Genomic DNA, 23,161 nt, shown 5'->3' with positions numbered 1-23,161 from the left:
GGTGCGCATAGACCGGACCACGTTCCACGACACGGTGCTCGCCGGAGTGGTGGCCGCGGCGTCGGTGGCGCTGTTCGTGCTCTACGTCCCGGACCGGCCCCAGGCGGAGGGCCTGCCGGTCGAGGGCGTGCGGATGCCGGACCCGCTCGGCGGGGTGCTGCTGGTGCTGGCGTGCGTTCCGGTGGCGATGCGCAGGCGGTGGCCGCTGGCGGCCCTGTGTGCGTGGCTGGTCCCGGAGACGTTGCTGGCCGTGCTCGGCTACGGGACCGGCGTGTCCGGGCTGGCCGGGCTGCTGCTGCTCTACACGGTGGCGTCCTGTCGCGGGCTGGCGGTCGCGCTGGGCGGGCTGCTGGTCTCGCTGGCGGCGTACACGCTCGGCGCGCTGGCGGGCCCGGTCAGGGCGGCGAGCTGGAGCGAGCACGTCGTGGTGGCCGTGGTGCTGGTGGCGGTGTGGGGTGCGGGCCGGAGTCTGCGGCTGCGCCGGGCGTACCTGGACGAGCTCAAGGACCGGGCCGAACGGCTGGAGCGGGCGCACGCCGCCGACACGAGGGCGGCCAGGGCCGAGGAGCGCTCCCGGATCGCCCGCGAGCTGCACGACGTGGTCGCCCACCACGTGAGCGTGATGACCGTGCAGGCCGCCGCGGCGCGCCGGGTGCTGGCCTCCGATCCCGACCTGGCGCAAGAGGCGCTGTCGGCGATCGAGCACACGGGCCGGATGGCGATGACCGAGATGCGCAACATCGTCGGCGTGCTGCGTACCGACGCCCGGGCCGAGCTGGGCCCGCAGCCCGGCGTGCGGGACCTGCCCGCGCTGGCCGAGCAGATGCGCGAGGCCGGGCTGCCCACGCGGCTGCTGGTGGAGGGAGAGCCGCTGCCGCTGCCCGCCGGCGTCGATCTGGCCGCCTACCGGCTGGTCCAGGAGGGGTTGACGAACAGCCTGCGGCACGCCGGGCCGGGGGCGAAGGCGGTGGTGACCGTCCGCCACGACCCCCATGAGCTGGACGTACGGGTCGAGGACGACGGGCTGGGCGCGGCCGGACCGTCCTCGCGGTCAGGGCACGGTCTGGTGGGGATTCGCGAGCGGGTCGAGCTCTATGGTGGAATCCTGAGCATCGGTCCGCTACCGAGCGGGGGTTTCGAAGTGCGGGCGAAGTTCCCGTTGAAGGATGGCCAGTCACTCGCTCCTCCGGCATGAAGGCTGGAGCCTGCCCTACTGACTGGGGCGGGCAGGAGTGACCAGACCCAGCCACCACGTACAAGGAGGTGACCTTGGTGGCTACGTTGGACACACGTCAGCAGATCCACTCCGCCGTGCTTCCTCAGCGGCGGACCCTGGAATCCGCGTCAGCAGACAACCCCGGAGCAGGGACGAAACGGGACGCGGAGGCCTTCAGGCAGCGGAGTGCCCAACATGGTCAAGGGGAGACTCACCGCGCATCACCTGGCGTGGCGGGCGTCACCCGCGCAAGCGGAGCACGCGGTCGTGAGACCGTGGAACGGCTGCGCCGCCTGGCTCCCGTGCGGGCCATCCATATAGAAACGGTGCGGTTCGACACTCACGCCTTGGCCGCGGGCCGGCCGCTGGAAGGCGTGGAGTATCAGCACGGCACCTTGCACGGTTATGAGGTGCGCGAGTACCTGCTGGAGAAGTGGGGCCGGGCGTGCGCCTACTGCGCGGCGGAAAACACTCCGCTGAACATCGACCACATCCAGCCGCGTTCCCGAGGCGGCTCTGACCGGATCAGCAACCTGACCGTAGCATGCGTGCCGTGCAACCAGTCCAAGAACAACATGCCAGTCACCGAGTTCCTTGCCAGGCGCCCGGCGATCCTGGCCCGGCTGCTCGCCCAAGCCAAGACACCGCTGCGGGATGCGGCCGCTGTCAATGCCACCAGGCGGGCTCTATACGCGTCGTTGACAGCGACCGGCCTGCCCGTGCGCCGCGGCAGCGGCGGCCGCACGAAATGGAACCGGCACCGCACCGGTGCCCCCAAATCCCACACCCTCGATGCCCTCCACGTGGGGCAACTCGATCACGTGGCGTCCTGGCCGAGCCGGATGCTCGTCGTCGCCGCCACCGGCAGAGGCACCTACTGCCGGACCCGCACCGACGCCTTCGGCTTTCCCCGGCTGCGCCTGCCCCGCACCAAGCAAATCCACGGCTACCAGACCGGAGACCTCGTACGCGCGATCGTGCCAAAGGGCAAGCACGCCGGAACCCACACCGGGCGAGTCGCCGTCCGCACCTCCGGCAGCCACACCGTCCAGACCACCACCGGCCCCATCAAGACCTTGTACAAGCACCTCCGCCTGCTCCAGCGAGCCGACGGCTACGGCTACACGACCCAGAGAGAACAACACCCGTGCGCACCCTGACGGCGGTCCGCCTGGCGACGCAGCGTCTGGCCCTGTCCCACAACGCGGCAGTCGGTTATCTGTCCGGCCTGAAGGCCAAAGTATTCACCAAGAAGGTCCAATGACGATCAGAGTGCTGCTGGTGGACGACCAGCCGCTGCTGCGTACGGGATTTCGCCTGATTCTGGAGGCCGAGCCCGACATCACGGTGGTGGGCCAGGCCGGCGACGGCAAGGACGCGATGGAGCAGACGCGCGCGCTGCTGCCCGACGTGGTCCTCATGGACATCCGGATGCCCGGGGTCGACGGCATCGAGGCGACCCGCAGGATCGTGCGGGAGGCGGCGCCCACGGCGCATGTGCCCAAGGTGCTGGTGCTGACGACGTTCGACCTGGACGAGTACATCGTGGAGGCGCTGCGCTCGGGGGCCTCCGGGTTCCTGCTGAAGGACGTGCCGCCCGATGAGCTGGTGCAGGCGATCCGGGTGGTGGCGGCCGGGGACGCGATCGTCGCGCCGAGTGTGACGCGGCGGCTGCTCGACAGGTTCGCCACACGCCTTCCCTCGGCCTACGAACAGCCCGCTCCGGCGCGGCTCGACCGGCTGACCGAGCGGGAGCTGGAGGTCCTGCGGCTGATCGCCAAGGGCATGTCCAACGCGGAGATCGCGGCCAAGCTCGTGGTGAGTGAGACGACGGTCAAGACACACGTCGGGAACGTGCTGACCAAGCTGGGGCTGCGCGATCGCGTACAGGCCGTGGTGCTGGCCTACGAGACGGGGCTGATCACCCCGGGCACCTATTCCTGATCCGGGGCGCCGCGCCGGGTGCTCAGCGCCCTGAGCGGGGGCCTGGCGCCGCGTGCTCAGCGACCTGAGCGCGGGCCGCGGCCCCCACACAGCCCATCGGGCCACGGCCCCCCACGGCCCAACGGGCTACAGCCTGCACCCGGCCCGATCAGGGCCCGCGCCGCGGCCGGCGCGGGCGGGCCCGGGAGCCGAGGTCAGGAGGCGGTGGCGGTGGCGGCGGCGGGCGCCGGGGCGTTCTCCGGGAAGTGGCACGCGACGCGGTGGCCGCCGGCCAGCTCCTCCAGCGGCGGCTCGACCTTCTTGCAGATCTCCTGCGCCTTCCAGCACCGCGTGTGGAAGCGGCACGCCGGCGGCGGGTTGAGCGGGCTGGGCACGTCGCCCGTCAGGCGGATGCGCTCGCGTTCCTTGCGCGCCTTCGGGTCCGGCACGGGCACGGCCGACAGCAGGGCGTTCGTGTACGGGTGCATCGGCGAGGCGTAGAGCTGCTTCCGCTCGGCGATCTCGACGATCTTGCCCAGGTACATGACGGCCACCCGGTCGCTGATGTGCCGCACCACCGACAGGTCGTGGGCGATCACGACGTAGGTGAGGTCCAGCTCGTTCTGCAGGTCCTCGAGCAGGTTGACGACCTGGGCCTGGATGGACACGTCGAGCGCGGAGACCGGCTCGTCGGCGATGATCAGCTTGGGCTTGAGCGCGAGCGTGCGGGCGATGCCGATGCGCTGCCGCTGGCCGCCGGAGAACTCGTGCGGGTAGCGGTTGTAGTGCTCGGGGTTGAGCCCGACCAGGGCGAGGATGTCCTGGACTGCCCGCTTGATGCCGTGCTCGGTCTGCACACCCTGGATGCGGAACGGCGCGCCGACGATGGTGCCGACCGTGTGGCGGGGATTGAGCGACGAGTACGGGTCCTGGAAGATCATCTGCATGTCGCGGCGGAGCGGCCTGAGCCTGCCCTGCCCCATGTGCGTGATGTCCTGGCCCTCGAAGATCACCTTGCCCGCGGTGGGCTCGATGAGGCGGGTGACCAGGCGGCCGGTGGTGGACTTGCCGCAGCCGGACTCCCCCACCAGGCCGAGCGTCTCGCCCTTGAACACGTCGAAGCTGATCCCGTCAACGGCCTTGACGGCCCCGACCTGGCGCTTGAGGAGGCCCTTGGTGACAGGGAAGTGCTTCTCCATGCTCTGCACGGAAAGCAGCGGCTCTTTCGTCGGCTCGGTCACTGGGTCTCCAGCAGTGGCTTGATCTCGTTCTCCCACAGCTCCCGCCGCTCCGTCCTGTCCATGTGGCAGCGCACCAGGTGGCCGCCCTCGGTCTGGAGCAGGCCGGGCGCCTCGGTCTTGGCCTTGCCCCCGGTGCGCTCGGCGTACGGGCAGCGGGGGTGGAAGGCGCAGCCCGACGGCACGTTGATCAGGGACGGCGGGGAGCCCTTGATCGGCAGCAGCCGCTCGGTGGGCTCCCGGTCGAGCCGGGGCATCGATCCCAGTAGACCCCATGTGTAGGGGTGCTCGGGACGGTAGAAGATGTCGTCGGCGCTGCCGTACTCGATGCACTTGCCGGCGTACATGACCAGGATGTCGTCGGACAGCTCGGCCACCACGCCGAGGTCGTGCGTGATGATGATCAGCGCGGAGTTGAACTCGCGCTGCAGGTCGACCATGAGGTCGAGGATCTGGGCCTGCACGGTCACGTCGAGCGCGGTGGTCGGCTCGTCGGCGATGAGCAGCTCGGGGTCGCACGACAGCGCCATGGCGATCATGGCGCGCTGGCGCATGCCGCCGGAGAACTCGTGCGGGTAGGAGTCGACGCGGCGCTGCGGCTCGGGGATGCCGACGCGGCCGAGCATGTCGATGGCGTGCTTCTTGGCCACGGCCTTGGTGACCTTGTGGTGGATGCGGTACGCCTCGATGATCTGGTCGCCGACCGTGTAGAAGGGGTGCATCGACGACAGCGGGTCCTGGAAGATCATCGACATCTTCTTGCCGCGCAGCCCGCGCACGTGCTCCTGGGAGGCGCCGACGAGCTCCTCGCCGTCGAGCCAGATCTCCCCGGAGATGTTGGCGCCCTTGCCCTTGTGCAGTCCGAGGATGCCGAGGCTGGTGACCGACTTGCCGGAGCCGGACTCGCCGACGATGCCGAGCGTCTTGCCACGCTCGAGGTCGAACGTCAGCCCGTCGACGGACTTGACCAGGCCGTCGTCGGTCGGAAAGTGGATCTTGAGGTCCTTGACCTGCAGAAAAGCGGTCACGTCAGCCTCACCCTCGGGTCCACGACCGCGTAGAGCAGGTCGACGATCAGGTTGGCGATGATGATGAAGGCGGCCGCGACCAGGGTGACGCCCATCACCTGGGGAAGGTCGTTGCGCTCGATGGCGTCCCTGGCGTACTTGCCGATGCCGGGCAGCGAGAAGGTGCTCTCGGTCAGCACGGCGCCGCCGAGCAGCAGGCCGAGGTCCAGGCCGAACATGGTCAGCACCGGGGTGAGCGTGGCTCTCAGCCCGTGTTTGAGCACCACGGCCCGTTCGGGCAGGCCCTTGGCTCTGGCCGTGCGTATGTAGTCCTCGGACATGGTCTCGAGCATGCCCGCCCTGGTGAGCCGGGCGTAACCGGCGGCGTACAGGAAGGCGAGCGTGATCCAGGGCAGCATGAGGTTGCTGGCCCAGGTGAGCGGGTCCTCGCTGAAGGGGACCCAGTCGGCGACGTCGCCGACGAGGCCGAGCTGGTCGCGGAAGATGGCCAGCGACACGATGCCGGTGAAGAAGATCGGCAGCGACACGCCGGCCAAGGCGACGCCCATGGAGAGGCGGTCGAAGAAGCTGCCGCGCCGCAGCGCGGACACCACGCCGGTGGCCACGCCGAAGATCACCCACACCACGGCCGCGCCGAGCGCCAGCGACAGGGTGATCGGTATGCGGTCGAGCAGGTCGGGAAGGACCGGGTTCTGCGTGACGTACGAGTAGCCGAGGCAGGGCGCCGGGCACAGCTCGACGCCGGGGCCGTAGTTGCGCTCCACGCCGACGAAGATGCCCTTCACGAACCGCCCGTACTGGACGACCAGCGGGTCGTAGAACCCCAGCCGGATCGCGGTCTCGTGGATGACCTGGTCGTTGGCGGCCTTGCCGACGTACCGCGAGGCGAGGTTGTCAGCGGACATCCCAGCGAGCCGAGGCACGAGGAAGAAGATGGCGAACGTCGCGATGCTCACCACGAAGAGCAGCATGACGGCCGCTATCAACCGTCTGAGAATGTATGTGAACACTGATCTCGGCCATGGCGGCCGGGCCTCGTGAGCCCGGCCGCCGGAGCCTTCACCTGCTTTCGACGTACGTGTCCGGCGAGGCCGCCTGACCTGCTACTTGGTGCCGAGCGTGAGGTACTCGTACATGCCCCAGTTCTGGCTGACGAAGACGTTCTTCAGCGTGGGCGGCCGGTAGAACAGGCCGTGCGCCCAGACGTAGGGGAGGATGTACGCGGAGTCCATGACCTCCTTGTCGACCGCCGCCCAGATCGCGTTGCGCTTGGTGGCGTCGGTCTCCGCGGCCGCCTGGTCGATGAGCGTGTCGATCTTGGGGTCCTTCACGCTCAGGTTGGTGTTGCCGGCGTCGCGGATGACGCGGCTGTCGACGATCTGCTGGAAGAAGCCGAAGCCCTCGGGGTAGTCGGCGCCCCAGCCGTAGACCATGAGGCCGAGGTTGTTCTTCTTGGCGAAGTCGGGCTTGCCGGCGTACAGCTTGAAGTAGTCACCCTGCGGGTAACCCTTGATCTCCAGCTTGATGCCGACGCGGCCGAGCGACTGCTGCAGCGACTCGGCGGTCAGCTTCTCGGCGGCGCGCTCGTTGCGGTAGGAGATGGTGGTGCTGAAGCCGTTGGGCTGGCCACAGGCCGTCAGCTCCTCCTTGGCCTTGGCGATGTCGCCGGTCGGGTTCGCCTCGACGCCGTACGGGTCGATCTTCTGGTAGCCGGTCATCTTCGACGGCATGAGGCTCAGCGCGATGTCGCCACCGGCGTCCGGGCCGCCGTAGGCGCCCTGGAGGGCGGAGCGGTCGGCCGCGTACATCACGGCCTTGCGGCAGTGGATGTTGTCGAACGGCTTGACGTCACCGTTGATGTTGGTGAACCAGGTCCGGTCGATCGGGGCCGAGTCGGCGTACTGCTTGACCTTGGGGTCGGTCAGGACCGTCTTGCGGGCGTTGGCCGCGACACCGGTGCTGTTGATCTTGATGTCGATCTTGCCGGACAGCAGACGCTGGTCGAGGTCGTCCTCGTTCTGGCCGAGCAGCACCTCGACGGAGTCGTTGAGCTGCTTGCGGTTGGGGTCGGTGGCCGGGTCCCAGTTGGGGTTCTTCACGAGCTCGATGCGCTTGGTGAGCTCGTGCGACTTGAACATGTAGGGGCCGGTCGAGACCGGGTGCTCCTTGTACTTCGAGCCGGTGTCCTTGGCCGCGGGCACGGGGGCCGTCTGCGGGAGCATGGCGAAGTAGTCGAAGCCGCCGTAGGCCTTCTTCAGGTGGAAGACCACGGTGTAGTCGTCAGGCGTCTCGACGGCCTTGAAGTCGTCGAGCTTGTCCTTCATCTTGTATGGGCCGGTGTAGCCCTGCAGGTCGAGCCAGTCGTTGAAGTAGGTCGGGCCGCTGGGCAGGATGTCCTTGTCCAGGGAGCGGGCCACGGCGTACTTGACGTCCTTGGCGGTGACGGGGCTGCCGTCCTCGAACTTGATGCCCTTGCGCAGCTTGTACGTCCACGTCTTGCCGCCATCGCTGGGCTTGCCCAGGTCCTCGGCCAGGTCGCCGACGAGCTGCAGGCCCTCCTCACCCGGCACCGGCTTGAACATGGTCAGCGCGCGCGTGTAGAAGCGGGAGAAGTTCCAGGCGTAGCCGTAGTACTGGTCACCCGGGTCCACCGAGTCGAAGTCGCCGGGCATGCCCATGTGGAGCGTGCCGCCGGTCTTGTCCGACGGGTTGACGACCTGCGTGACGCCCGCGTTGTACTGGCTGGCGGGCTTGTCGTCACTGCCGCTGCCGCCGGTGCTCTTGCTGCCACCACCGCCGCCGCACGCGGACACGACCACGGCGAGAGTGGCGGTCATCGCCACCGCCGACGCCTTTGATCTTATCTTCATCGACCTGACACACCCCTTGTATCTAGGAGTTAGAACTTGCTGAAAACTCACGAGGGCTATCGGGCCTTGGGATCGAAGGCGTCCCTGAGGCCGTCACCGAGCAGGTTGAACGCCAGCACGGTGATGAAGATCGCGAGACCGGGGAAGATCATGAAGTTGGGCGCCACCTGGTAGTTGTGGACGGCGTCCGACAGCATGCCTCCCCACGTGGGAGTCGGCGGCCGTACGCCCACGCCGAGGAAGGACAGCGCGGCCTCGAACAGGATGTTCGAGGGGATCAGCAGCGTCGAGTAGACGAGGATCGGCGCCAGGAGGTTCGGCAGGATCTCCTTGAACAGGATGGTGTGGTTGCGCGCGCCCAGGCTCCTGGACGCGTCGACGAACTCCCGTTCGCGGAGAGACAGCGTCTGACCTCGGATGATACGCCCGATATAGGGCCAGTTGAAAAATCCGATGATGAACACCAGCAGGCTGATCCTCAGCGTGTCGCCCGACAGGCCGAACGCCGTGTCGGGGATGACGCCGGCCAGCGCCAGCGCGAACACCAGCAGCGGGAAGGCCAGGAAGATGTCCATCAGGCGGCTGATGACGGTGTCGACCCAGCCGCCGAAGAAGCCGGCGATCATGCCGAGCACGGTGCCGAGCACGACGCAGAGCAGGGTCGCGAAGAACGCGATCAGCAGCGAGATGCGGGCCCCGTACAGGACGCGGCTGAACAGGTCGCGGCCCGAGTCCGGCTCCACGCCGAACAGGAAGTCCTTGCTGATGCCCCCGAAGGTGCCCAGCGGCGCTCCGATGGAGGGGTCGAGCTTCTCCCGGTGCCATTCCGCCGGCGGGTGCCCGAACCACGACACCAGCAGCGGGGCGAAGATCGCGACGAGGATGAGCAGCAGGATGACGATGCCGCCGATCATCGCGATGCGGTCGCGCCGCAGGCGCATCCACGCGATCTGCCCCAGGGAACGGCCCCGGATGACTGAAGACCCCGCCCCCTCAAGAACGGTCTCCGGCCCGGCTTCGACTTCCGAGCCCGGAATATCGAGCGGTGCGGTCATGCCAGTAAGCCCCCTGGATTCCAGACGACGTCGTCCGTGTCGGCGCGGTCCCGGTCAGGGTAGTGCGCCCATGCTTGCATGGACCGCGCGTCGCGGCCCCAGGAGGCAGAATCTATGGCCTGAGCTGGTGTGACTAGTCCCTCAGTGCTCTATGTGGCTCAACTGTGATTGACCAGAAACTCATTCGTATCGATCTTGAGGAGAATGTCTACGAGTCGTCCCGGTTGCGTCTCAGAACTGTGACAGAGCTGGGTTTTGCCGTGCTATCAGCTGATGCCGCGGCGCTTGAGCAGCTCTTCGATGTCAGAGAAGTCGTCGTCGCCCTTCGGTTTCTGCTGCGCGGCGACGGCGGGCCGCTGCGGCTTGGTGGGCGTTTTGTTCGCTGAAGGCGGAATTTCCGGAGCCTCGCCGGCGGTCTTCTTCCGTGCGCTCGAGAGCTTCCTGCCGCGGATGACGCCCGACACGACGAACAGCACCGCGGACAGCCCGGCCACGGCGATGCCCGCCCAGACGAACGGGTTGAGCACCAGCCCGGTGACGAAGCCGACGGCGGTCGCGCCGATGTTCCACAGCGCCTGCAGCGCCCCCGTCAGGTAGGCGGCCACCGGCAGCAAGGCCCACGCCGCCACCCGCATACCCGCGGCCACTCCCCTGCGCCTGAAGGCCAGGAAGCTGAGCCCCAGGCCGAGCGCGGTCACGCCCGCGCACAGCGGCAACCACAACGCCGCGAGCTGTTCGTACATCACGTCGCCCCTCGTGTCGACTACGTCTCCATCCTGGCACGCGAAACGCGACCCGCCCCTCCTCCGCGAGGACCACTTGCCCCCTAGGGGTCGTGATCGCCGCCGTCGGTGTGTCACCGGTCGAGGGGCGGGCGCGTGGACAACCGCCCGGGCTGTGCTCGGGGCCGCCGCCGCCCGTGCGCACCCGCGCCGCCTCGGCCCCTTCCGGTGCCGGAGGACGGCGTCGCGCTCCAGCTCGTACGTGGGGGGCGCAGCGGCGGACGCGGATATGGAGGGGCTGCGGCGTCAGATGCGGTGCGGCGCGGCAGGCGAGTGGCTGCAGCGCAGGCGGTTCCGCGGTGCCAGGCATGAGCATGGCGGACGGGACGCGGTGCGAGCCGTGCGCATGGCGCGCGTGACGCAATGCCAGGCGTGAGCATGACCCGCGGGACGGAGTGCGAGACCTGAGCGTGGCGGGCACGTCCGTGGTGCCAGGGGTGAGCGCGGCAGGCGGGACGGGTTCAGACCGTGATGAGGGCGCGCAGGTCGGCGACGCCGAGGAGCTCCAGCGACGGGACCACCAGGCGGCCGGGCGCGGGATCGATGGCCAGCAGGCTCGGGACCGCCACCACCGCGCAGCCCGCCGCCGTGGCGGCCGCGACGCCGTTGGGCGAGTCCTCCAGCACCACGCACCGCACCGGCTCCACTCCCAGCAGCCGCGCGGCCGTCAGGTACGGCTCCGGGTCCGGCTTGGTGCGTACGACGTCGTCGGCCGTGACCACCACATCGAACCGGTCTCGCCCCACACCCTTCAGCACCGCGTCCGCGATCTCCTTCAGCGACGAGGTGACCAGCCCCACCGGCACGTCCTCGGCCCGCAGCGCGTCGAGCAGCTCGCAGGCCCCGGGCATGACGTGGACGCCCGCCGACAGGCGTCGCACCATCCCGCCGGTCATCCACTCCCGTACGGTCTCGACGGGCACGTCGGCCCCGGACACGGCCAGCATGTAGTCGACCGTGCGCTCCATCGACCCGCCCAGCAGGTGGGCCTGGTGGGCGGGCGTCCACGGGGCGCCGAGCCGGGCCATCACGTCCGTCTCGATCTCCAACCAGACCCGCTCGCTGTCGACCAGTAGCCCATCCATGTCGAAGAAGACCGCTTCCACAACCGCCCCCGATCAGTAGTGCTTCCCGGCCCGCCGGTGAACGGCGAGCCCCCTCGGCGCCGGAGACCCTCCCGCTCTCGGCACCGGACACCCGCCGTTGTCCCCGCCCGCCGCTGAACGGCGGGCGAGCGGCGCGGGCCGGCGGGTCAGACGTTGAAGTATTTCGCCTCGGGATGGTGGGCGACCAGCGCGGAGGTGGCCTGCTCGGGGTGGAGCTGGAACTCCTCCGACAGCGTCACCCCGATGCGCTCGGGGTCGAGCAGCTCGAACAGCTGCTTCTGGTCCTCCAGGTTGGGGCAGGCGGGGTAGCCGAAGGAGTAGCGGCAGCCCTGGATGTTGACCTTGAGCATGTCGTCGAGCGACTCCTCGCCGCCGATCCCCCACTCCGAGCGCACCCTGGCGTGCCAGTATTCGGCCAGCGCCTCGGTGAGCTGCACCGACAGGCCGTGCAGCTCGAGGTAGTCGCGGTAGGCGTCCTTGGCGAACAGCTCGGCCGTGGCCTCGGAGATCTTCGAGCCCATGGTGGCCACCTGGAAGCCGACCACGTCGACCTCGCCGGAGTCCTTGGCGCGGAAGAAGTCGGACAGGCACAGGTGGCGGTCGCGGCGCTGGCGCGGGAACGTGAAGCGGGTGCGTTCGCCGCCGTTCTCGTCGAGGATGATCAGCGAGTCGCCCTCGGAGACGCACGGGAAGTAGCCGTAGACGACGGCCGCCTCCAGCAGGCCCTCGGTCTGGATGCGGTCGAGCCACATGCGCAGCCGCGGCCGCCCCTCGGTCTCGACCAGCTCGTCGTAGTCGGGACCGCTGCCGCCCCTGGTGGGCTTGAGGCCCCACTGGCCGAGGAACAGGGCCCGCTCGTCGAGAAAGGCGGCGTACTCGGTCAGCGAGATGCCCTTGACCACGCGGTCGCCGTGGAAGGGCGCCGTGGGGACGGGGTTGTCGGCGGCCACGTCGGAGCGGGCGGGCAGCTCCTCGACGGGGGTGCGCTGCAGCACCGCGCCGGTCTTGACGCGCCGCTCGCGCAGCGGCGGCAGCGTCGCGCCCTTGTCGCCGCGCTTGACGGCCATGAACGCGTCCATCAGCCGCAGCCCCTCGAACGCGTCGCGCGCGTAGCGCACCTCGCCCGCGAAGAGCTCGGCCAGGTCCTGCTCGACGTAGGCGCGGGTCAGGGCGGCGCCGCCGAGCAGGACGGGGTATCTCTCCGACAGCCCCCTGGAGTTCATCTCCTCCAGGTTCTCCTTCATGATGACCGTCGACTTCACCAGCAGGCCTGACATGCCGATGACGTCGGCCTTCTGCTCGTCGGCGGCCTCCAGGATGGCCGAGACCGGCTGCTTGATGCCGAGGTTGACCACCTGGTAGCCGTTGTTGGACAGGATGATGTCGACGAGGTTCTTGCCGATGTCGTGGACGTCGCCCTTGACGGTGGCCAGCACGATGCGGCCCTTCGTCTCGCCCTCGACGCGGTCCATGTGGGGCTCGAGGTAGGCGACGGCGGTCTTCATCACCTCGGCCGACTGCAGCACGAACGGCAGCTGCATCTGCCCCGACCCGAACAGCTCGCCCACGGTCTTCATGCCGTCGAGCAGCACGTCGTTGATGATCTCGAGGGCCGGCCGCTGGTCCAGCGCGGTGTCGAGGTCGGCCTCGAGGCCCTTGCGCTCGCCGTCGATGATGCGCCGCTTGAGCCGCTCCCACAGCGGCAGCGCGGCCAGCTCCTCGGCCTTGCCCGCGCGCATGGCGGCCGCGTCGACGCCCTCGAACAGCTCCATGAAGCGCTGCAGCGGGTCGTAGCCCTCGCGGCGCCGGTCGTAGACCATGTCGAGCGCGACCTGGCGCTGCTCGTCGGGGATGCGGGCCATCGGCAGGATCTTGGAGGCGTGCACGATGGCGGAGTCGAGCCCGGCGTTGACGCACTCGTTGAGGAAGACCGAGTTGAGGACCATGCGGGCGGCCGGGTTGAGGCCGAAGCTGATGTTGGACAGGCCCAGCGTGGTCTGCACGCCCGGGTAGCGCCGCTTGAGCTCGCGGATGGCCTCGATGGTCTCCAGGCCGTCGCGCCGGGTCTCCTCCTGGCCGGTGGCGATGGGGAAGGTCAGGCAGTCGACGATGATGTCCTCGACCCGCATGCCCCAGTTGGTGGTCAGGTCCTCCACCAGGCGGGTGGCCACGCGTACCTTCCACTCGGCGGTGCGGGCCTGGCCCTCCTCGTCGATGGTCAGCGCGACGACGGCCGAGCCGTGCTCGCGCACGAGGCGCATGATCTTCTGGAAGCGGGAGTCGGGGCCGTCGCCGTCCTCGTAGTTGACGGAGTTGACCGCGGCGCGGCCGCCGAGCATCTCGAGGCCGGCCTGCAGCACGGCGGGCTCGGTCGAGTCGAGCATGATCGGCAGCGTGGACGCGGTGGCGAACCGGAACGCCAGCTCCTTCATGTCGGCCACGCCGTCGCGGCCGACGTAGTCGACGCACAGGTCGAGCATGTGGGCGCCGTCGCGGGCCTGGTCGCGGGCCGTCTCGACGCAGTCGTCCCAGCGGCCCGCCAGCATGGCCTCGCGGAAGGCCTTGGAGCCGTTGGTGTTGCAGCGCTCGCCGATGGCCAGGTAGGAGGTGTCCTGCCGGAACGGCACCGTCTGGTAGAGCGAGGACGCGCCCGGCTCGGGATGCGGGCGGCGCGGCGCGACCTGCTTGCCCCGCACCCGCTCGACCACCTGGCGCAGGTGCTCGGGCGTGGTGCCGCAGCAGCCGCCGACCAGCGACAGGCCGTAGTCGCGGGTGAACGTGCCGTGCGCGTCGGCCAGCTCCTGCGCCGACAGCGGATAGTACGCGCCGTCGGCCGTCAGCACCGGCAGCCCGGCGTTGGGCATGCAGGACAGCTTGAGCCGCGAGTGGCGGGCGAGGTAGCGCAGGTGCTCGCTCATCTCGGCGGGGCCGGTCGCGCAGTTGAGGCCCACGATGTCGACGCCGAGCGGCTCGATCGCGGTCAGCGCGGCGCCGATCTCGGAGCCGAGCAGCATGGCGCCGTTGGTCTCGATGGTCACCTGGGCGATGATCGGGATGTCGCGGCCGGAGGCCTCGATGGCACGCTTGGCGCCGACGACGGCGGCCTTGACCTGGAGCAGGTCCTGGCAGGTCTCGATGATCAGCGCGTCGGCGCCGCCCGCGATCAGGCCCGCCGCGTTGTCGCGGTAGGCGTCGCGCAGGCTCGCGTACGGCAGGTGGCCGAGCGTGGGGAGCTTGGTGCCGGGGCCCATGGAGCCGAGGACGAAGCGCGGCTGGTCGGGCGTGGACCAGTGGTCGGCGGCCTCGCGGGCGATCCTGGCCCCCGCCTCGGAGTATTCGTGGACGCGGTCGGCGATGTCGTACTCGCCGAGCGCGGCGAGGTTGGCGCCGAAGGTGTTGGTCTCGACGCAGTCGACGCCGACGGCGAAGTAGGCGTCGTGGACGCCGCGCACGATGTCGGGCCTGGTGACGTTGAGCACCTCGTTGCAGCCCTCGTGGCCGTGGAAGTCGTCGAGTGTCGGGTCCTGGGCCTGGAGCATCGTGCCCATCGCCCCGTCGGCCACGATGACGCGCTGGGACAACACTTCGCGGAAGGACGAGGAGATGCTCATGGGGTAGAGCTTATCGGGTGCGCCTCGAGCGCCACTCGCAAGCGGCTCGCACACTCGTTCAAGGACCGGCGTCCGCGGCCCACGCTATCGTACTGAGCGTCAATTGACATCGCGTCCAATTGGGGGCTCCATGGCCTACCGCACCGTCATCGTCGGCACCGACGGCTCGGCCTCCTCCTTCCGCGCCGTCTCCGCGGCGGCGTCCCTGGCCGCGGCGACCGGCGCCACTCTCGTGCTGGCCTGCGCGTACCTGCCCATGCGGGAGAGCGAGCGTGTCGCGGCGGCCGACCGGCTGGGCGCGCTCGCGTACAAGGTGAGCGGCTCCACCCCCGCGGACGACGCCCTGCGGGCGGCGCGCGGGCACGCCGCGGCGGCGGGCGCCTCCGACGTCGTGCTGGCGGCCGAGCAGGGGGGACGCGGTGGACGTGCTCGTCTCGCTGGCCGCCAGGCACCGCGCCGACCTGCTCGTGGTGGGCAACCGCGGCCTCAACAGCCTGGCGGGGCGGCTGCTCGGGTCCGTGCCGTCCGCCGTCTCCCACCGCGCCTCGTGCGACGTGCTGATCGTCCGCACCACCGACGGCGGCCGCTGATCCGGGCTCCTCACTCTCTCGCGCGCCCGCGCACCCGCGCGCGGGACCTTTCACGCGCTCGCGCGAGCGCGTGAGCGGCATCGGGTGTACCGCGGCCCGCGCCGGGGGACGAAGGCGGCGCGGTACGCGGACGCGCCCGGCAGGGCGAGGCCCGGGTTCGCGGAGAGATCGGTGACGCTGACCCCTCCCGACCGCATAGGCTTAGCGAGACGATGGAGAGAGGAGGCGACACGTGATAGAGCTCGACAGGCTCCCCGAGCTCGTGGACCCGGTGCTCATAGCCGCGTTCGAGGGGTGGAACGACGCGGGTGAGGCTTCCAGCGGTGTGATCGCCCATCTCGAGTCGGCGTGGAAGGCCGAGCCGCTGATCGCGCTCGACCCCGACGACTACTACGACTTCCAGGTGACCCGTCCCGTGGTGGAGATGAACGACGGGCTGACGCGGTCGATCGTGTGGCCGACCACGCGGCTGCTGCGCGCCCGCCCGCCGGGCCTGGAGCGCGACGTCGTGCTGCTGCGCGGCATCGAGCCCAACATGCGCTGGCGCTCGTTCTGCGCCGACATCATCGAGGTCTGCCGCGAGCTGGGCGTCGAGCTGGCCGTGATGCTGGGCGCGCTGCTCAACGACTCGCCGCACACCCGGCCCGTGCCGATCCTCGGGAGCGCGACGGACGCGGGGCTCGCGCGCTCGACCAACCTCGAGCTGAGCCGCTACGAGGGCCCGACGGGCATCGTCGGGGTGCTGCAGCACGCGTTCGGTGAGGCGGGGCTCGACGCCGTCTCGCTGTGGGCGTCGGTGCCGCACTACGTCGCCCAGCCGCCCAACCCGAAGGCGACGCTGGCGCTGCTGCGCCGCCTGGAGGACCTGCTGGAGATCCCGATGCCCCTGGGCGACCTCGACGAGGAGGCCCGCGCGTGGGAGCGCGGCGTCGACGAGCTGGCCTCGCAGGACAGCGAGGTCGCCGAGTACGTCAAGGAGCTGGAGGAGCGCAAGGACGCCGCCGAGCTGCCCGAGGCGAGCGGCGACGCGATCGCGGCCGAGTTCGAGCGTTACCTCAGGCGCAGAGATCGGGATACTGACAGCTAACGCTCAGCGATAAAGTCCGCCATTTTTTCGGGATTTCGAGTAATAATCGGGGCCAACAAGATGTGCAGCCCTGAAAACCTCGGCTTCGCGCCGTGATGCCTACTCAACTGACCGCGCACGTTAGGCACGCCATGGCGACTTCCCATGTAGACCCGCACCAAAGAAGTCAGGACGCCAGGCGCCGCGTCCTCCAGATGGCCGTCTCCCTCCGGGAAGACCGCCCGGGCGGCTCCGTGGACTACTTCCTCGCACTGCTGCAGGACCGGCTCCCGTTCTGGCTGAGCATTCTCCACGATCTTTCCCACCGAGTCGGGAAAGGGTGCGTAGCGGATAATCTCCTCCCCGTTGCGCGAGCAGGTATCGAGTACTACATCGACGTACAGAGCGCGGCGCTGCCCGCTTTCACCTCGCCCGACGTGACGGTCCGCTTCCGCGAGGCCGTCCGGGACACGGGTCTCGGGCCGCGCACCGAAACGGCGCCGCTGGCGGCGTACCTGGCGGCCGAGCAGGAGCTGGGCCGGGTGGGGCCGGACGTGGACCCGGAGGCGAGCGCGCGGCTGCTGATCGCGGGCTGCTTCCACCGGGCCTACATCGAGATGTTCATCGGCCGCGACGCGGGCCCGTCCCTCGACGCCAGCGCCGAGGAGATCGTTCGCGAGCTGCGGCTCGAGCCCGTCGCCGCCTGAGGCCGGAGGTTCTTTGACGCCACCGCCAGATCTAGGGCTACACTGATCGTCAGTACTACTGATGATTTGTGGAGCTGACCATGATTCTGATCACCGGCGGGCTGGGCTTCATCGGCACGCACACCACCCGGACCCTGCTCGACCTGGGCGAGTCCTGTCTGCTCGTCCAGCGCAGGCCCGCCGTGGTGCCGGAGAGGTTCGCCGGCGAGGCCGTCGTCGTCGAGCAGGCCGACCTCACCGACGAGTCGGCGCTGCTGGAGCTCGGCAAGCGCCACGAGATCACCGGCATCGTGCACCTCGCCGGCTCCATGCCCTGGCCGCCCGGCGCGTACGAGCCGCTGGAAGGCGCGGACAAGGCCCTGCGTAGTCTCCTGAACGTGTTCCGGGCCGCGGGCGAGTGGCAGGTGGCGCGGGTCGGCGTGGCCAGCACGATCGGCGTGTACGGCGGCGTCACCGGCCAGGTCGCCGGTGAGGGCGCGCTCAAGGAGGACGTGCCGCTGCCGATGACGGCCGGCCACCCGATCCCGGCGTTCAAGAAGATCGGCGAGCTCCTCGGCGACCACCTCGCCGGAACCATGGGCCTCGACGTGGTCAACTACCGCATCGGCGCCATCTGGGGCCCGCTCGGCCATGCCGCGTCGCCGTTCTTCCCCGCGCCCCAGCTCGTGCACGCCGCCGCCCGCGGCACCGAGCCCGACCTGTCCACGCTGCGCGGCGGCGGGCGCCTGGGCGACGGCATCGACCTGTGCTACGCCGAGGACTGCGGCCGCGCGATCGCGCTGCTCCAGGTCGCCGGCCGGCTGGGGCACCGCACGTACAACGTGGCCTCCGGGAGGCTGACGACCAACGAGGAGGTCGTCGCCGCGATCAGGAAGCTGGTCCCCGACGCCCGCGCCGACCTCCCCGAGGGGCGCGACCCCGCGCCCGCCTTCTGGCTGGACACCACCCGGCTGCGCGAGGACACGGGGTTCGAGCCCGCGTACGACACCGAGCGGGCGGTCGCCGGCTACCTCGCGTGGCTGCGCGCGGGTAACGAGCGCTGAGCGAGGCACTCGCGGGACGGGACGATCGCGGCCGACATGTTGCGCTCCATCATGCGCAGCGCCGCCCGCCCCAGGTCGTCGTGGATCGCCGCCACGCAGTCGGGCGGCACCATGATGGAGAAGTCCCGAATGTAGGCGTCCAGCGCGCTGTACAGGATGCACTGCTCGGTCACCTGGCCGGTCAGCAGCACCGTCCGCACGTCCCGCTGCCGCAGCACGTACTCCAGCGACGTCCCGTAGAAGGCGCTGTGGCGCACCTTGGGCAGGAACGCGCAGTCGGCGGGCGGCGCGACCGGCTCGACGAGATCGGGGCGGGCGCCTTTGAGCGCCCGCGCCACGAGGTCGTCCCGGGTCGCGGTGAAGTCCCCGTAGTTGTCGTTGACGTAGATCAGGTCCACGTCGTCCCGGTGGCGCGCCCGGCCGATCAGCTCGGCCAGCCGCGGCACGACGGGTTCGACGCTCCGCTGCAGTTGCTCGGCGTCCTGGTGCTGGAAGGGGTTGAGCATGTCCACGACGACCAGTGCGGTCCGCGGCATGCTCAGACCTGGACCTGCTCGAGCTGCTCGGCAGTGGCGAGCTCCGCCGAGAACCACTCGATCGTGCGGCGCAGGCCCTCGGCGGCGGGCACCTGCGCGCGCCAGCCGAGCCGCTCGGCGGCCAGCGCGGTGTCGGGGCGGCGGACCTTGGGGTCGTCGGCGGGCCGGTCGATGAACTCGATCTCCGACGACGAGCCGGCCAGGTCCCGGATCATGGTGGCCAGCTCCAGCATGGTCAGCTCGTCCGGGTTGCCGATGTTGACGGGTCCGGCGAAGTCGCTGCGGGCCATGGCGAGGATCCCGGACACGGTGTCGTCCACGTAGCAGATGGAGCGCGTCTGCGAGCCGTCGCCGGTGATCGTGATGGGCTCGCCCTTCAACGACTGCCGGATGAACGTCGGGATGGCCCGGCCGTCGAAGGGGCGCATGCGCGGCCCGTACGTGTTGAAGATGCGCACGATCCCGGTGTCGGTGCCGCGCGAGTGCCGGTAGGCGGTGGTCAGGGACTCGGCGAAGCGCTTGGCCTCGTCGTAGACGCTGCGCGGGCCGACCGGGTTGACGTTGCCCCAGTACGTCTCGCGCTGCGGATGCTCGAGCGGGTCGCCGTACACCTCGCTGGTGGAGGCGAGGATGAACCTGGCGCCCTTCTCCCTGGCCAGGCCCAGCGCGTGCAGTGTGCCGGCGCTGCCGACCCGCAGGGTCTCGATCGGATAGCGCAGGTAGTCGGCCGGCGAGGCGGCCGAGGCGAAGTGCAGGACGAGATCCAGCCGGTCCGGCACGTGCACGTACCCGGTCAGGTCGCACTCGATGATCCGGAACTCGGGCCGGTCGATCAGGTGCTCGACGTTGCGCGGGCCGCCGGTGAGGAAGCTGTCCATGCAGACCACCTCCGCACCCTCCTCCAGCAGCCGCTCGCACAGGTAGGAGCCGAGGAACCCGGCGCCCCCGGTGACCAGAGCCCTCATGACGTGACCTCCAAGACAGCGTCTACGACTTCGGAAACCTCGATCTTCAGCAGGCCGGGATCGGGCCGCAGCCCGTGCGGATCCCCGTTCCTGCCCGCCCACAGCGCCACGTGGCGCCAGCCGGGCGGCGGCCCCCACAACGCGGGTGACACCGGCCCGAACAGCACCACCGACGGCACGCAGAACGCCGTCGCCAGGTGCGCGACGCCGGTGTCCCCGCAGACCACCAGCCGCGCCCTGCTCACCAGGTCGATCAGGTCGGCCAGCCCGGTCCGCCCGGCCATCATCCGCTCCGGGGGCAGGCCCGCCAGCCGGGCCACCTCGCCGGCGATCGGCACCTCGTCGGCGTTGCCCGTGACGACCACGTCCTCGAGCGCCGCCGCCACTTCGGCGAACCGCTCGGGCGGCCAGCGCCGCGCGGGATAGGCGGCGCCCGGATGGACGATCGCGGGCCCCGTACGGTCGGAGATGCCGAGCGTCAGGTCCGCGGGATCGGTCGCGATGCCGTGCCATTCGAGCAGGCCGCACCAGCGCCGGACCTCGTGCACACCCTCCGGGTACGGCGGGCCGGTGCCGAAGCTGATCAGCCGGCCCGGGTCGGTGCGCCGCAGCGCCTCGATGCTCTGCGGCCCTTTGCCGTGCAGGTTCACCGCGATGTCGGGCCGCTCGAACGGCACGGGTCCAGGACCCGACACGTCGATCTGGTCGTCCACCGCGGCGGTCAGCGGCAGCAGGGCCTCCAGCGCCCGCGGCGCGGCCAGCGTGATCCGGTGCCTGGGAAAGGCCTGGCGCAGCGCCCGCAGCGCGGGCACGGCCGTGAGCAGGTCGCCCAGGCCGAGCCCGCGCAGGGCGACGAGTTCTAGGGCCATGACGTCTCCGTGGACGGGCAGACCACGAGCTCTCTCACCTCGCATCCGACCGGCTGCCGCAGCGCGAAGACGACGGTCTGGGCGACGTCGGCGGGGTCGTTCAGCCCGGCTTCGGGTCCCGGTTTGTACTGGTCAGGACGGCCGTCGAAGAAGGCCGTGCGCATGCCGCCCGGGACGAGCAGCGTCACGCCGACCTCGCCGCGCAGCTCGACGGCGAGGGCTCTGGTGAGGCCGACGACGCCGAACTTCGACGCCGAGTACGCCGAGGCGTCGCTGAGCGGCCGCAGCCCGAGCGTGGACGCGCAGGTGATGATCTTGCCGCGGGTGTGCTTGAGGTACGGCAGCGCCGCCCGCACGATCGAGGCGGTGCCGAGCAGGTTCACCCGGATGACCCGCTCCCAGTCGTCGGCCGCGACGTCCTCCAGCCGCCCGCAGGCGTCGATGCCGGCCGCCGTGACCACGCCGTCCAGTCCGCCGGCCCGTTCGGCCAGCTCGCGTACCGCCCGCTCGGCCTCCCCCCGGTCGGCCAGGTCGGCCGTGACGTGCTCGAAGGGCTGTCCTGGCGGGCGCTTGTCGACGACGAGCGCCCGCCAGCCCTCCTTCTCCACGGCTTCGGCGGTGGCCAGGCCCAGCCCGGAGGCTCCCCCGGTGATCAAAATATTCACTGGATCTCCCTGATCAGATTCGTTGTCGAACGTCCCGGCAGCGTGCTCAGCACGACGGTCTCCGCGCCGATCGCGGCCAGGACCTCGGATTCGGGCAGCTTCTCCCCCTCGTAGTCGCCGCCCTTCACCCACACGTCGGGGCGCAGCAGCCCGATGGCGTGGGCCGGGGTGTCCTCGTCGAACACCAGCACCGCGTCCACGCAGCCCAGCGCCCGCAGCACCTCGACCCGGTCGCGCACGTCCACGATGGGCCTGGACGGGCCCTTCAGCCTGCGTACCGAGGTGTCGGAGTTGACGCAGACGACGAGCGCGTCGCCCAGGGCCCTGGCCCGCCGCAGCAGGCTCACGTGCCCGGCGTGCAGCAGGTCGAAGCAGCCGCCGGTCGCGATCAGGCGGCCGCCGTAGGCGCGGGTGAGCCTGGCGACCTCGAGGGCGGTGCGCGGCCGGTCGCCGAGCCGCTGTTCGTGGATCTTCACGCCGGCGGACCCGCCGCGTTCCACGAAGCGCGAGGCCTCGCCGACGCCGATGATGACCGCCTCCTGGATGCCGGAGCCGTCGCGCAGCGCGTTCGCGGCGGCGGAGGCGAGCCGGTCGCCCGCGCCGCAGGCGTCGCGGTTGCCGGCCAGGACCGGCGGCGGGATCTGGGTGAGCGGGCCGCCCTGGACGGCGAGCGCGGCCCCGCGCTCGCCGGTCGTGACGGCCACCGCCCCGGCCCGCAGCTCCCGCACCAGGCGGCGGGCCGCCTGGTCGGGGCCCTGATAGCCGGACCGGCAGAGCATCTTCGCCTCCGCCTCGCTCGGTGTCAGCAGCGCGCAGCCGGGCATCGGCTGGGCGCCTCTGGGGTGCGGGTCCCACACGACCGGCACGTCGGCGTCGCGCAGCAGCTCGCGGGCCATCCGGGCCACGCCCCTGCCGTAGTCGGAGACCAGCACCGCGCCGGCCTGCTCGACGGCCCGCGCGGCCTCCTCCGTGGGGGCGTACCTGGCGGTGCCGTCGCCGGAGTCCAGCCGGACCAGGGTCTGGCCGCGCGCCCTGACCCTGGTCTTGCGCACGGTGCCGCCGCGCAGCGGCAGGCGTACCAGGTCGACCTCCTCCGACAGCAGGCCGCACAGGCGGCGGCCGTCGGGGTCGTCGCCGATCGCCGTGATCAGCACGACGTCGGCGCCGTCGCGCGCGGCCAGCAGCGCCGCCAGCCCCGCCCCGCCGGGACGGGCCTGCTCGGAGGAGACCTCCACCACGGGAACGGGGGCGTCCGGGCAGAGCCGCTCAGTGTCGCCCTCGACGTCCACGTCCAGCAGGGTGTCCCCGATGACGACGAGCGGGCCCGGGTTGCGCGGCGCCCTCACAGTGCCTCCTCGACCGCGTCGCACAGCAGGTGGATGAGGGCGAGGTGCACCTCCTGCACCGTGGCCGTCTCCTCCCCCGGCACGGCGACCGCCTCGTCGCAGAGCTCGGCCAGCGGGTTCGGCGCGGGCCCCGTCATGGCCCAGGCGAGGACGCCGGCCTCCTGCGCGGCCCCGGCCGCGGCCAGCACGTTCGGGCTGGTGCCGCTGGTGGACAGGCAGAGCAGCACGTCGCCCGGCCTGCCGTGGGCGCGCACCTGGCGGGCGTAGACCGCCTCGGCGCCGAAGTCGTTGGCGATCGCCGTCAGCGACGAGCCGTCGGCGTGCAACGGGATCGCCGCGTACGGCCGCCTGTCGTCCCTGAACCTGCCGACGAGCTCGGCCGTCAGGTGCTGCGCCTCGGCGGCCGAGCCGCCGTTGCCGCAGGCCAGCAGCCTGCCCCCGGCGGACAGAACGCCGGCCAGCTTCCCACCCCAGGCCCGGACGGTGACCGCCTGGTCATCGACCTTCTCCAGGGTCGTCCAGAGCTTTTCCAGATGTGCGTCCAC

At 70.6% G+C, this 23,161-nt stretch carries 21 protein-coding genes and 1 pseudogene; 8 read left to right on the top strand and 14 right to left on the bottom strand.

The window, feature by feature from the left end; all coding sequences use genetic code 11:
* The first annotated feature begins 1 nt into the window (after window position 1).
* From ABD830_RS31885 to ABD830_RS31875, 3 genes are all read left to right on the top strand, one after another.
* Window positions 2-1,195: a sensor histidine kinase gene (locus ABD830_RS31885; RefSeq protein ID WP_344995582.1), complete on the top strand. Its 1,194-nt coding sequence runs from the start codon at window positions 2-4 to the stop codon at window positions 1,193-1,195.
* Between the two features lie 68 nt (window positions 1,196-1,263).
* Entirely contained in the window at window positions 1,264-2,376 is a 1,113-nt protein-coding gene (gene iscB, locus ABD830_RS31880; RefSeq protein WP_344995579.1) for an RNA-guided endonuclease IscB, read from the top strand.
* A 100-nt stretch (window positions 2,377-2,476) separates the two neighbouring features.
* Window positions 2,477-3,160, top strand: coding sequence for a response regulator (locus ABD830_RS31875; protein ID WP_344995576.1), 684 nt, complete (start codon window positions 2,477-2,479; stop codon window positions 3,158-3,160).
* 194 nt (window positions 3,161-3,354) lie between these two features.
* Here the strand turns inward: ABD830_RS31875 and ABD830_RS31870 are convergent, their stop codons facing one another.
* The 8 genes from ABD830_RS31870 to metH form a co-directional block, all read right to left on the bottom strand.
* Window positions 3,355-4,338, bottom strand: coding sequence for an ABC transporter ATP-binding protein (locus tag ABD830_RS31870; protein WP_344996050.1), 984 nt, complete (start codon window positions 4,336-4,338; stop codon window positions 3,355-3,357).
* A gap of 38 nt (window positions 4,339-4,376) precedes the next feature.
* Window positions 4,377-5,405, bottom strand: a complete 1,029-nt coding sequence (locus ABD830_RS31865; protein ID WP_344995573.1) for an ABC transporter ATP-binding protein — start codon at window positions 5,403-5,405, stop codon at window positions 4,377-4,379.
* On the bottom strand, window positions 5,402-6,415 hold the full coding sequence (locus ABD830_RS31860; protein ID WP_344995570.1) for an ABC transporter permease: 1,014 nt from the start codon (window positions 6,413-6,415) through the stop codon (window positions 5,402-5,404). Before ABD830_RS31860 ends, ABD830_RS31865 begins: the two co-directional genes overlap by 4 nt.
* 93 nt (window positions 6,416-6,508) lie before the next feature.
* Window positions 6,509-8,275 (bottom strand): ABC transporter substrate-binding protein, encoded by a 1,767-nt coding sequence (locus ABD830_RS31855; RefSeq protein ID WP_344995567.1) that lies wholly within the window; start codon window positions 8,273-8,275, stop codon window positions 6,509-6,511.
* Window positions 8,276-8,331: 56 nt separating this feature from the next.
* Window positions 8,332-9,330, bottom strand: a complete 999-nt coding sequence (locus tag ABD830_RS31850) for an ABC transporter permease (RefSeq protein WP_344995564.1) — start codon at window positions 9,328-9,330, stop codon at window positions 8,332-8,334.
* Window positions 9,331-9,596: 266 nt separating this feature from the next.
* Window positions 9,597-10,073: a cellulose synthase gene (locus ABD830_RS31845; RefSeq protein ID WP_344995561.1), complete on the bottom strand. Its 477-nt coding sequence runs from the start codon at window positions 10,071-10,073 to the stop codon at window positions 9,597-9,599.
* Between the two features lie 500 nt (window positions 10,074-10,573).
* A complete protein-coding gene (locus ABD830_RS31840) occupies window positions 10,574-11,218 on the bottom strand; it encodes an HAD family hydrolase (protein WP_344995558.1) in 645 nt (214 codons plus the stop codon).
* A gap of 146 nt (window positions 11,219-11,364) precedes the next feature.
* Window positions 11,365-14,829 carry a methionine synthase gene (gene metH, locus ABD830_RS31835; RefSeq protein WP_344995555.1) on the bottom strand — a complete coding sequence of 1,155 codons (3,465 nt, stop codon included), beginning with the start codon at window positions 14,827-14,829 and terminating at the stop codon, window positions 11,365-11,367.
* Between the two features lie 130 nt (window positions 14,830-14,959).
* Here metH and ABD830_RS54380 point away from each other — a divergent pair.
* The 5 genes and pseudogenes from ABD830_RS54380 to ABD830_RS31815 all read left to right on the top strand — a co-directional run.
* Window positions 14,960-15,127: pseudogene (locus tag ABD830_RS54380) on the top strand (universal stress protein); the annotation flags it as partial.
* A 121-nt stretch (window positions 15,128-15,248) separates the two neighbouring features.
* On the top strand, window positions 15,249-15,419 hold the full coding sequence (locus tag ABD830_RS54375; RefSeq protein WP_425567192.1) for a universal stress protein: 171 nt from the start codon (window positions 15,249-15,251) through the stop codon (window positions 15,417-15,419).
* A 232-nt stretch (window positions 15,420-15,651) separates the two neighbouring features.
* Window positions 15,652-16,506, top strand: a complete 855-nt coding sequence (locus ABD830_RS31825) for a PAC2 family protein (protein WP_344995552.1) — start codon at window positions 15,652-15,654, stop codon at window positions 16,504-16,506.
* A gap of 194 nt (window positions 16,507-16,700) precedes the next feature.
* Window positions 16,701-17,192 carry a hypothetical protein gene (locus ABD830_RS31820; protein WP_344995549.1) on the top strand — a complete coding sequence of 164 codons (492 nt, stop codon included), beginning with the start codon at window positions 16,701-16,703 and terminating at the stop codon, window positions 17,190-17,192.
* 80 nt (window positions 17,193-17,272) lie between these two features.
* Window positions 17,273-18,235, top strand: coding sequence for an NAD-dependent epimerase/dehydratase family protein (locus ABD830_RS31815; protein ID WP_344995546.1), 963 nt, complete (start codon window positions 17,273-17,275; stop codon window positions 18,233-18,235).
* Here the strand turns inward: ABD830_RS31815 and ABD830_RS31810 are convergent.
* Genes ABD830_RS31810 through ABD830_RS31785 form a run of 6 tightly spaced genes read right to left on the bottom strand, consistent with a single transcriptional unit; the run spans window position 18,199 to window position 23,161 of the window.
* A complete protein-coding gene (locus tag ABD830_RS31810; RefSeq protein ID WP_344995543.1) occupies window positions 18,199-18,771 on the bottom strand; it encodes a cysteine hydrolase family protein in 573 nt (190 codons plus the stop codon). The genes ABD830_RS31815 and ABD830_RS31810 overlap by 37 nt on opposite strands.
* Before the next feature lie 2 nt (window positions 18,772-18,773).
* Complete coding sequence (locus ABD830_RS31805) at window positions 18,774-19,736, bottom strand: UDP-glucuronic acid decarboxylase family protein (RefSeq protein ID WP_344995541.1); 963 nt, start codon at window positions 19,734-19,736, stop codon at window positions 18,774-18,776.
* Window positions 19,733-20,605, bottom strand: a complete 873-nt coding sequence (locus ABD830_RS31800) for a glycosyltransferase family 9 protein (RefSeq protein ID WP_344995539.1) — start codon at window positions 20,603-20,605, stop codon at window positions 19,733-19,735. The genes ABD830_RS31805 and ABD830_RS31800 overlap by 4 nt, the downstream gene beginning before the upstream one ends.
* Complete coding sequence (locus tag ABD830_RS31795; protein ID WP_344995536.1) at window positions 20,596-21,270, bottom strand: SDR family oxidoreductase; 675 nt, start codon at window positions 21,268-21,270, stop codon at window positions 20,596-20,598. The genes ABD830_RS31800 and ABD830_RS31795 overlap by 10 nt, the downstream gene beginning before the upstream one ends.
* On the bottom strand, window positions 21,267-22,616 hold the full coding sequence (locus ABD830_RS31790) for a PfkB family carbohydrate kinase (protein ID WP_344995533.1): 1,350 nt from the start codon (window positions 22,614-22,616) through the stop codon (window positions 21,267-21,269). Before ABD830_RS31790 ends, ABD830_RS31795 begins: the two co-directional genes overlap by 4 nt.
* The gene (locus ABD830_RS31785) at window positions 22,613-23,161 is read right to left on the bottom strand and encodes a D-sedoheptulose-7-phosphate isomerase (RefSeq protein WP_344995530.1); all 549 of its coding nucleotides are present in this window, start codon (window positions 23,159-23,161) and stop codon (window positions 22,613-22,615) included. Before ABD830_RS31785 ends, ABD830_RS31790 begins: the two co-directional genes overlap by 4 nt.

The sequence above is a fragment of the Nonomuraea helvata genome (assembly GCF_039535785.1).
Taxonomy (GTDB): domain Bacteria; phylum Actinomycetota; class Actinomycetes; order Streptosporangiales; family Streptosporangiaceae; genus Nonomuraea; species Nonomuraea helvata.
The sequence above is the reverse complement of the archived record's forward strand: the minus strand, read 5'-3'. Positions and strand labels throughout refer to the sequence as shown.

What these genes read in the sequence shown, in the direction of transcription:
- ABD830_RS31875 (WP_344995576.1), top strand. Translation starts at nt 2,477, where the DNA reads ATGACGATCAGAGTGCTGCTGGTGGACGACCAGCCGCTGCTGCGTACG.
- ABD830_RS31870 (WP_344996050.1), bottom strand. Translation starts at nt 4,338, where the DNA reads ATGGAGAAGCACTTCCCTGTCACCAAGGGCCTCCTCAAGCGCCAGGTC.
- ABD830_RS31855 (WP_344995567.1), bottom strand. Translation starts at nt 8,275, where the DNA reads ATGAAGATAAGATCAAAGGCGTCGGCGGTGGCGATGACCGCCACTCTC.
- ABD830_RS31850 (WP_344995564.1), bottom strand. Translation starts at nt 9,330, where the DNA reads ATGACCGCACCGCTCGATATTCCGGGCTCGGAAGTCGAAGCCGGGCCG.
- ABD830_RS31845 (WP_344995561.1), bottom strand. Translation starts at nt 10,073, where the DNA reads ATGTACGAACAGCTCGCGGCGTTGTGGTTGCCGCTGTGCGCGGGCGTG.
- metH (WP_344995555.1), bottom strand. Translation starts at nt 14,829, where the DNA reads ATGAGCATCTCCTCGTCCTTCCGCGAAGTGTTGTCCCAGCGCGTCATC.
- ABD830_RS31820 (WP_344995549.1), top strand. Translation starts at nt 16,701, where the DNA reads ATGGCCGTCTCCCTCCGGGAAGACCGCCCGGGCGGCTCCGTGGACTAC.
- ABD830_RS31815 (WP_344995546.1), top strand. Translation starts at nt 17,273, where the DNA reads ATGATTCTGATCACCGGCGGGCTGGGCTTCATCGGCACGCACACCACC.
- ABD830_RS31810 (WP_344995543.1), bottom strand. Translation starts at nt 18,771, where the DNA reads ATGCCGCGGACCGCACTGGTCGTCGTGGACATGCTCAACCCCTTCCAG.
- ABD830_RS31805 (WP_344995541.1), bottom strand. Translation starts at nt 19,736, where the DNA reads ATGAGGGCTCTGGTCACCGGGGGCGCCGGGTTCCTCGGCTCCTACCTG.
- ABD830_RS31800 (WP_344995539.1), bottom strand. Translation starts at nt 20,605, where the DNA reads ATGGCCCTAGAACTCGTCGCCCTGCGCGGGCTCGGCCTGGGCGACCTG.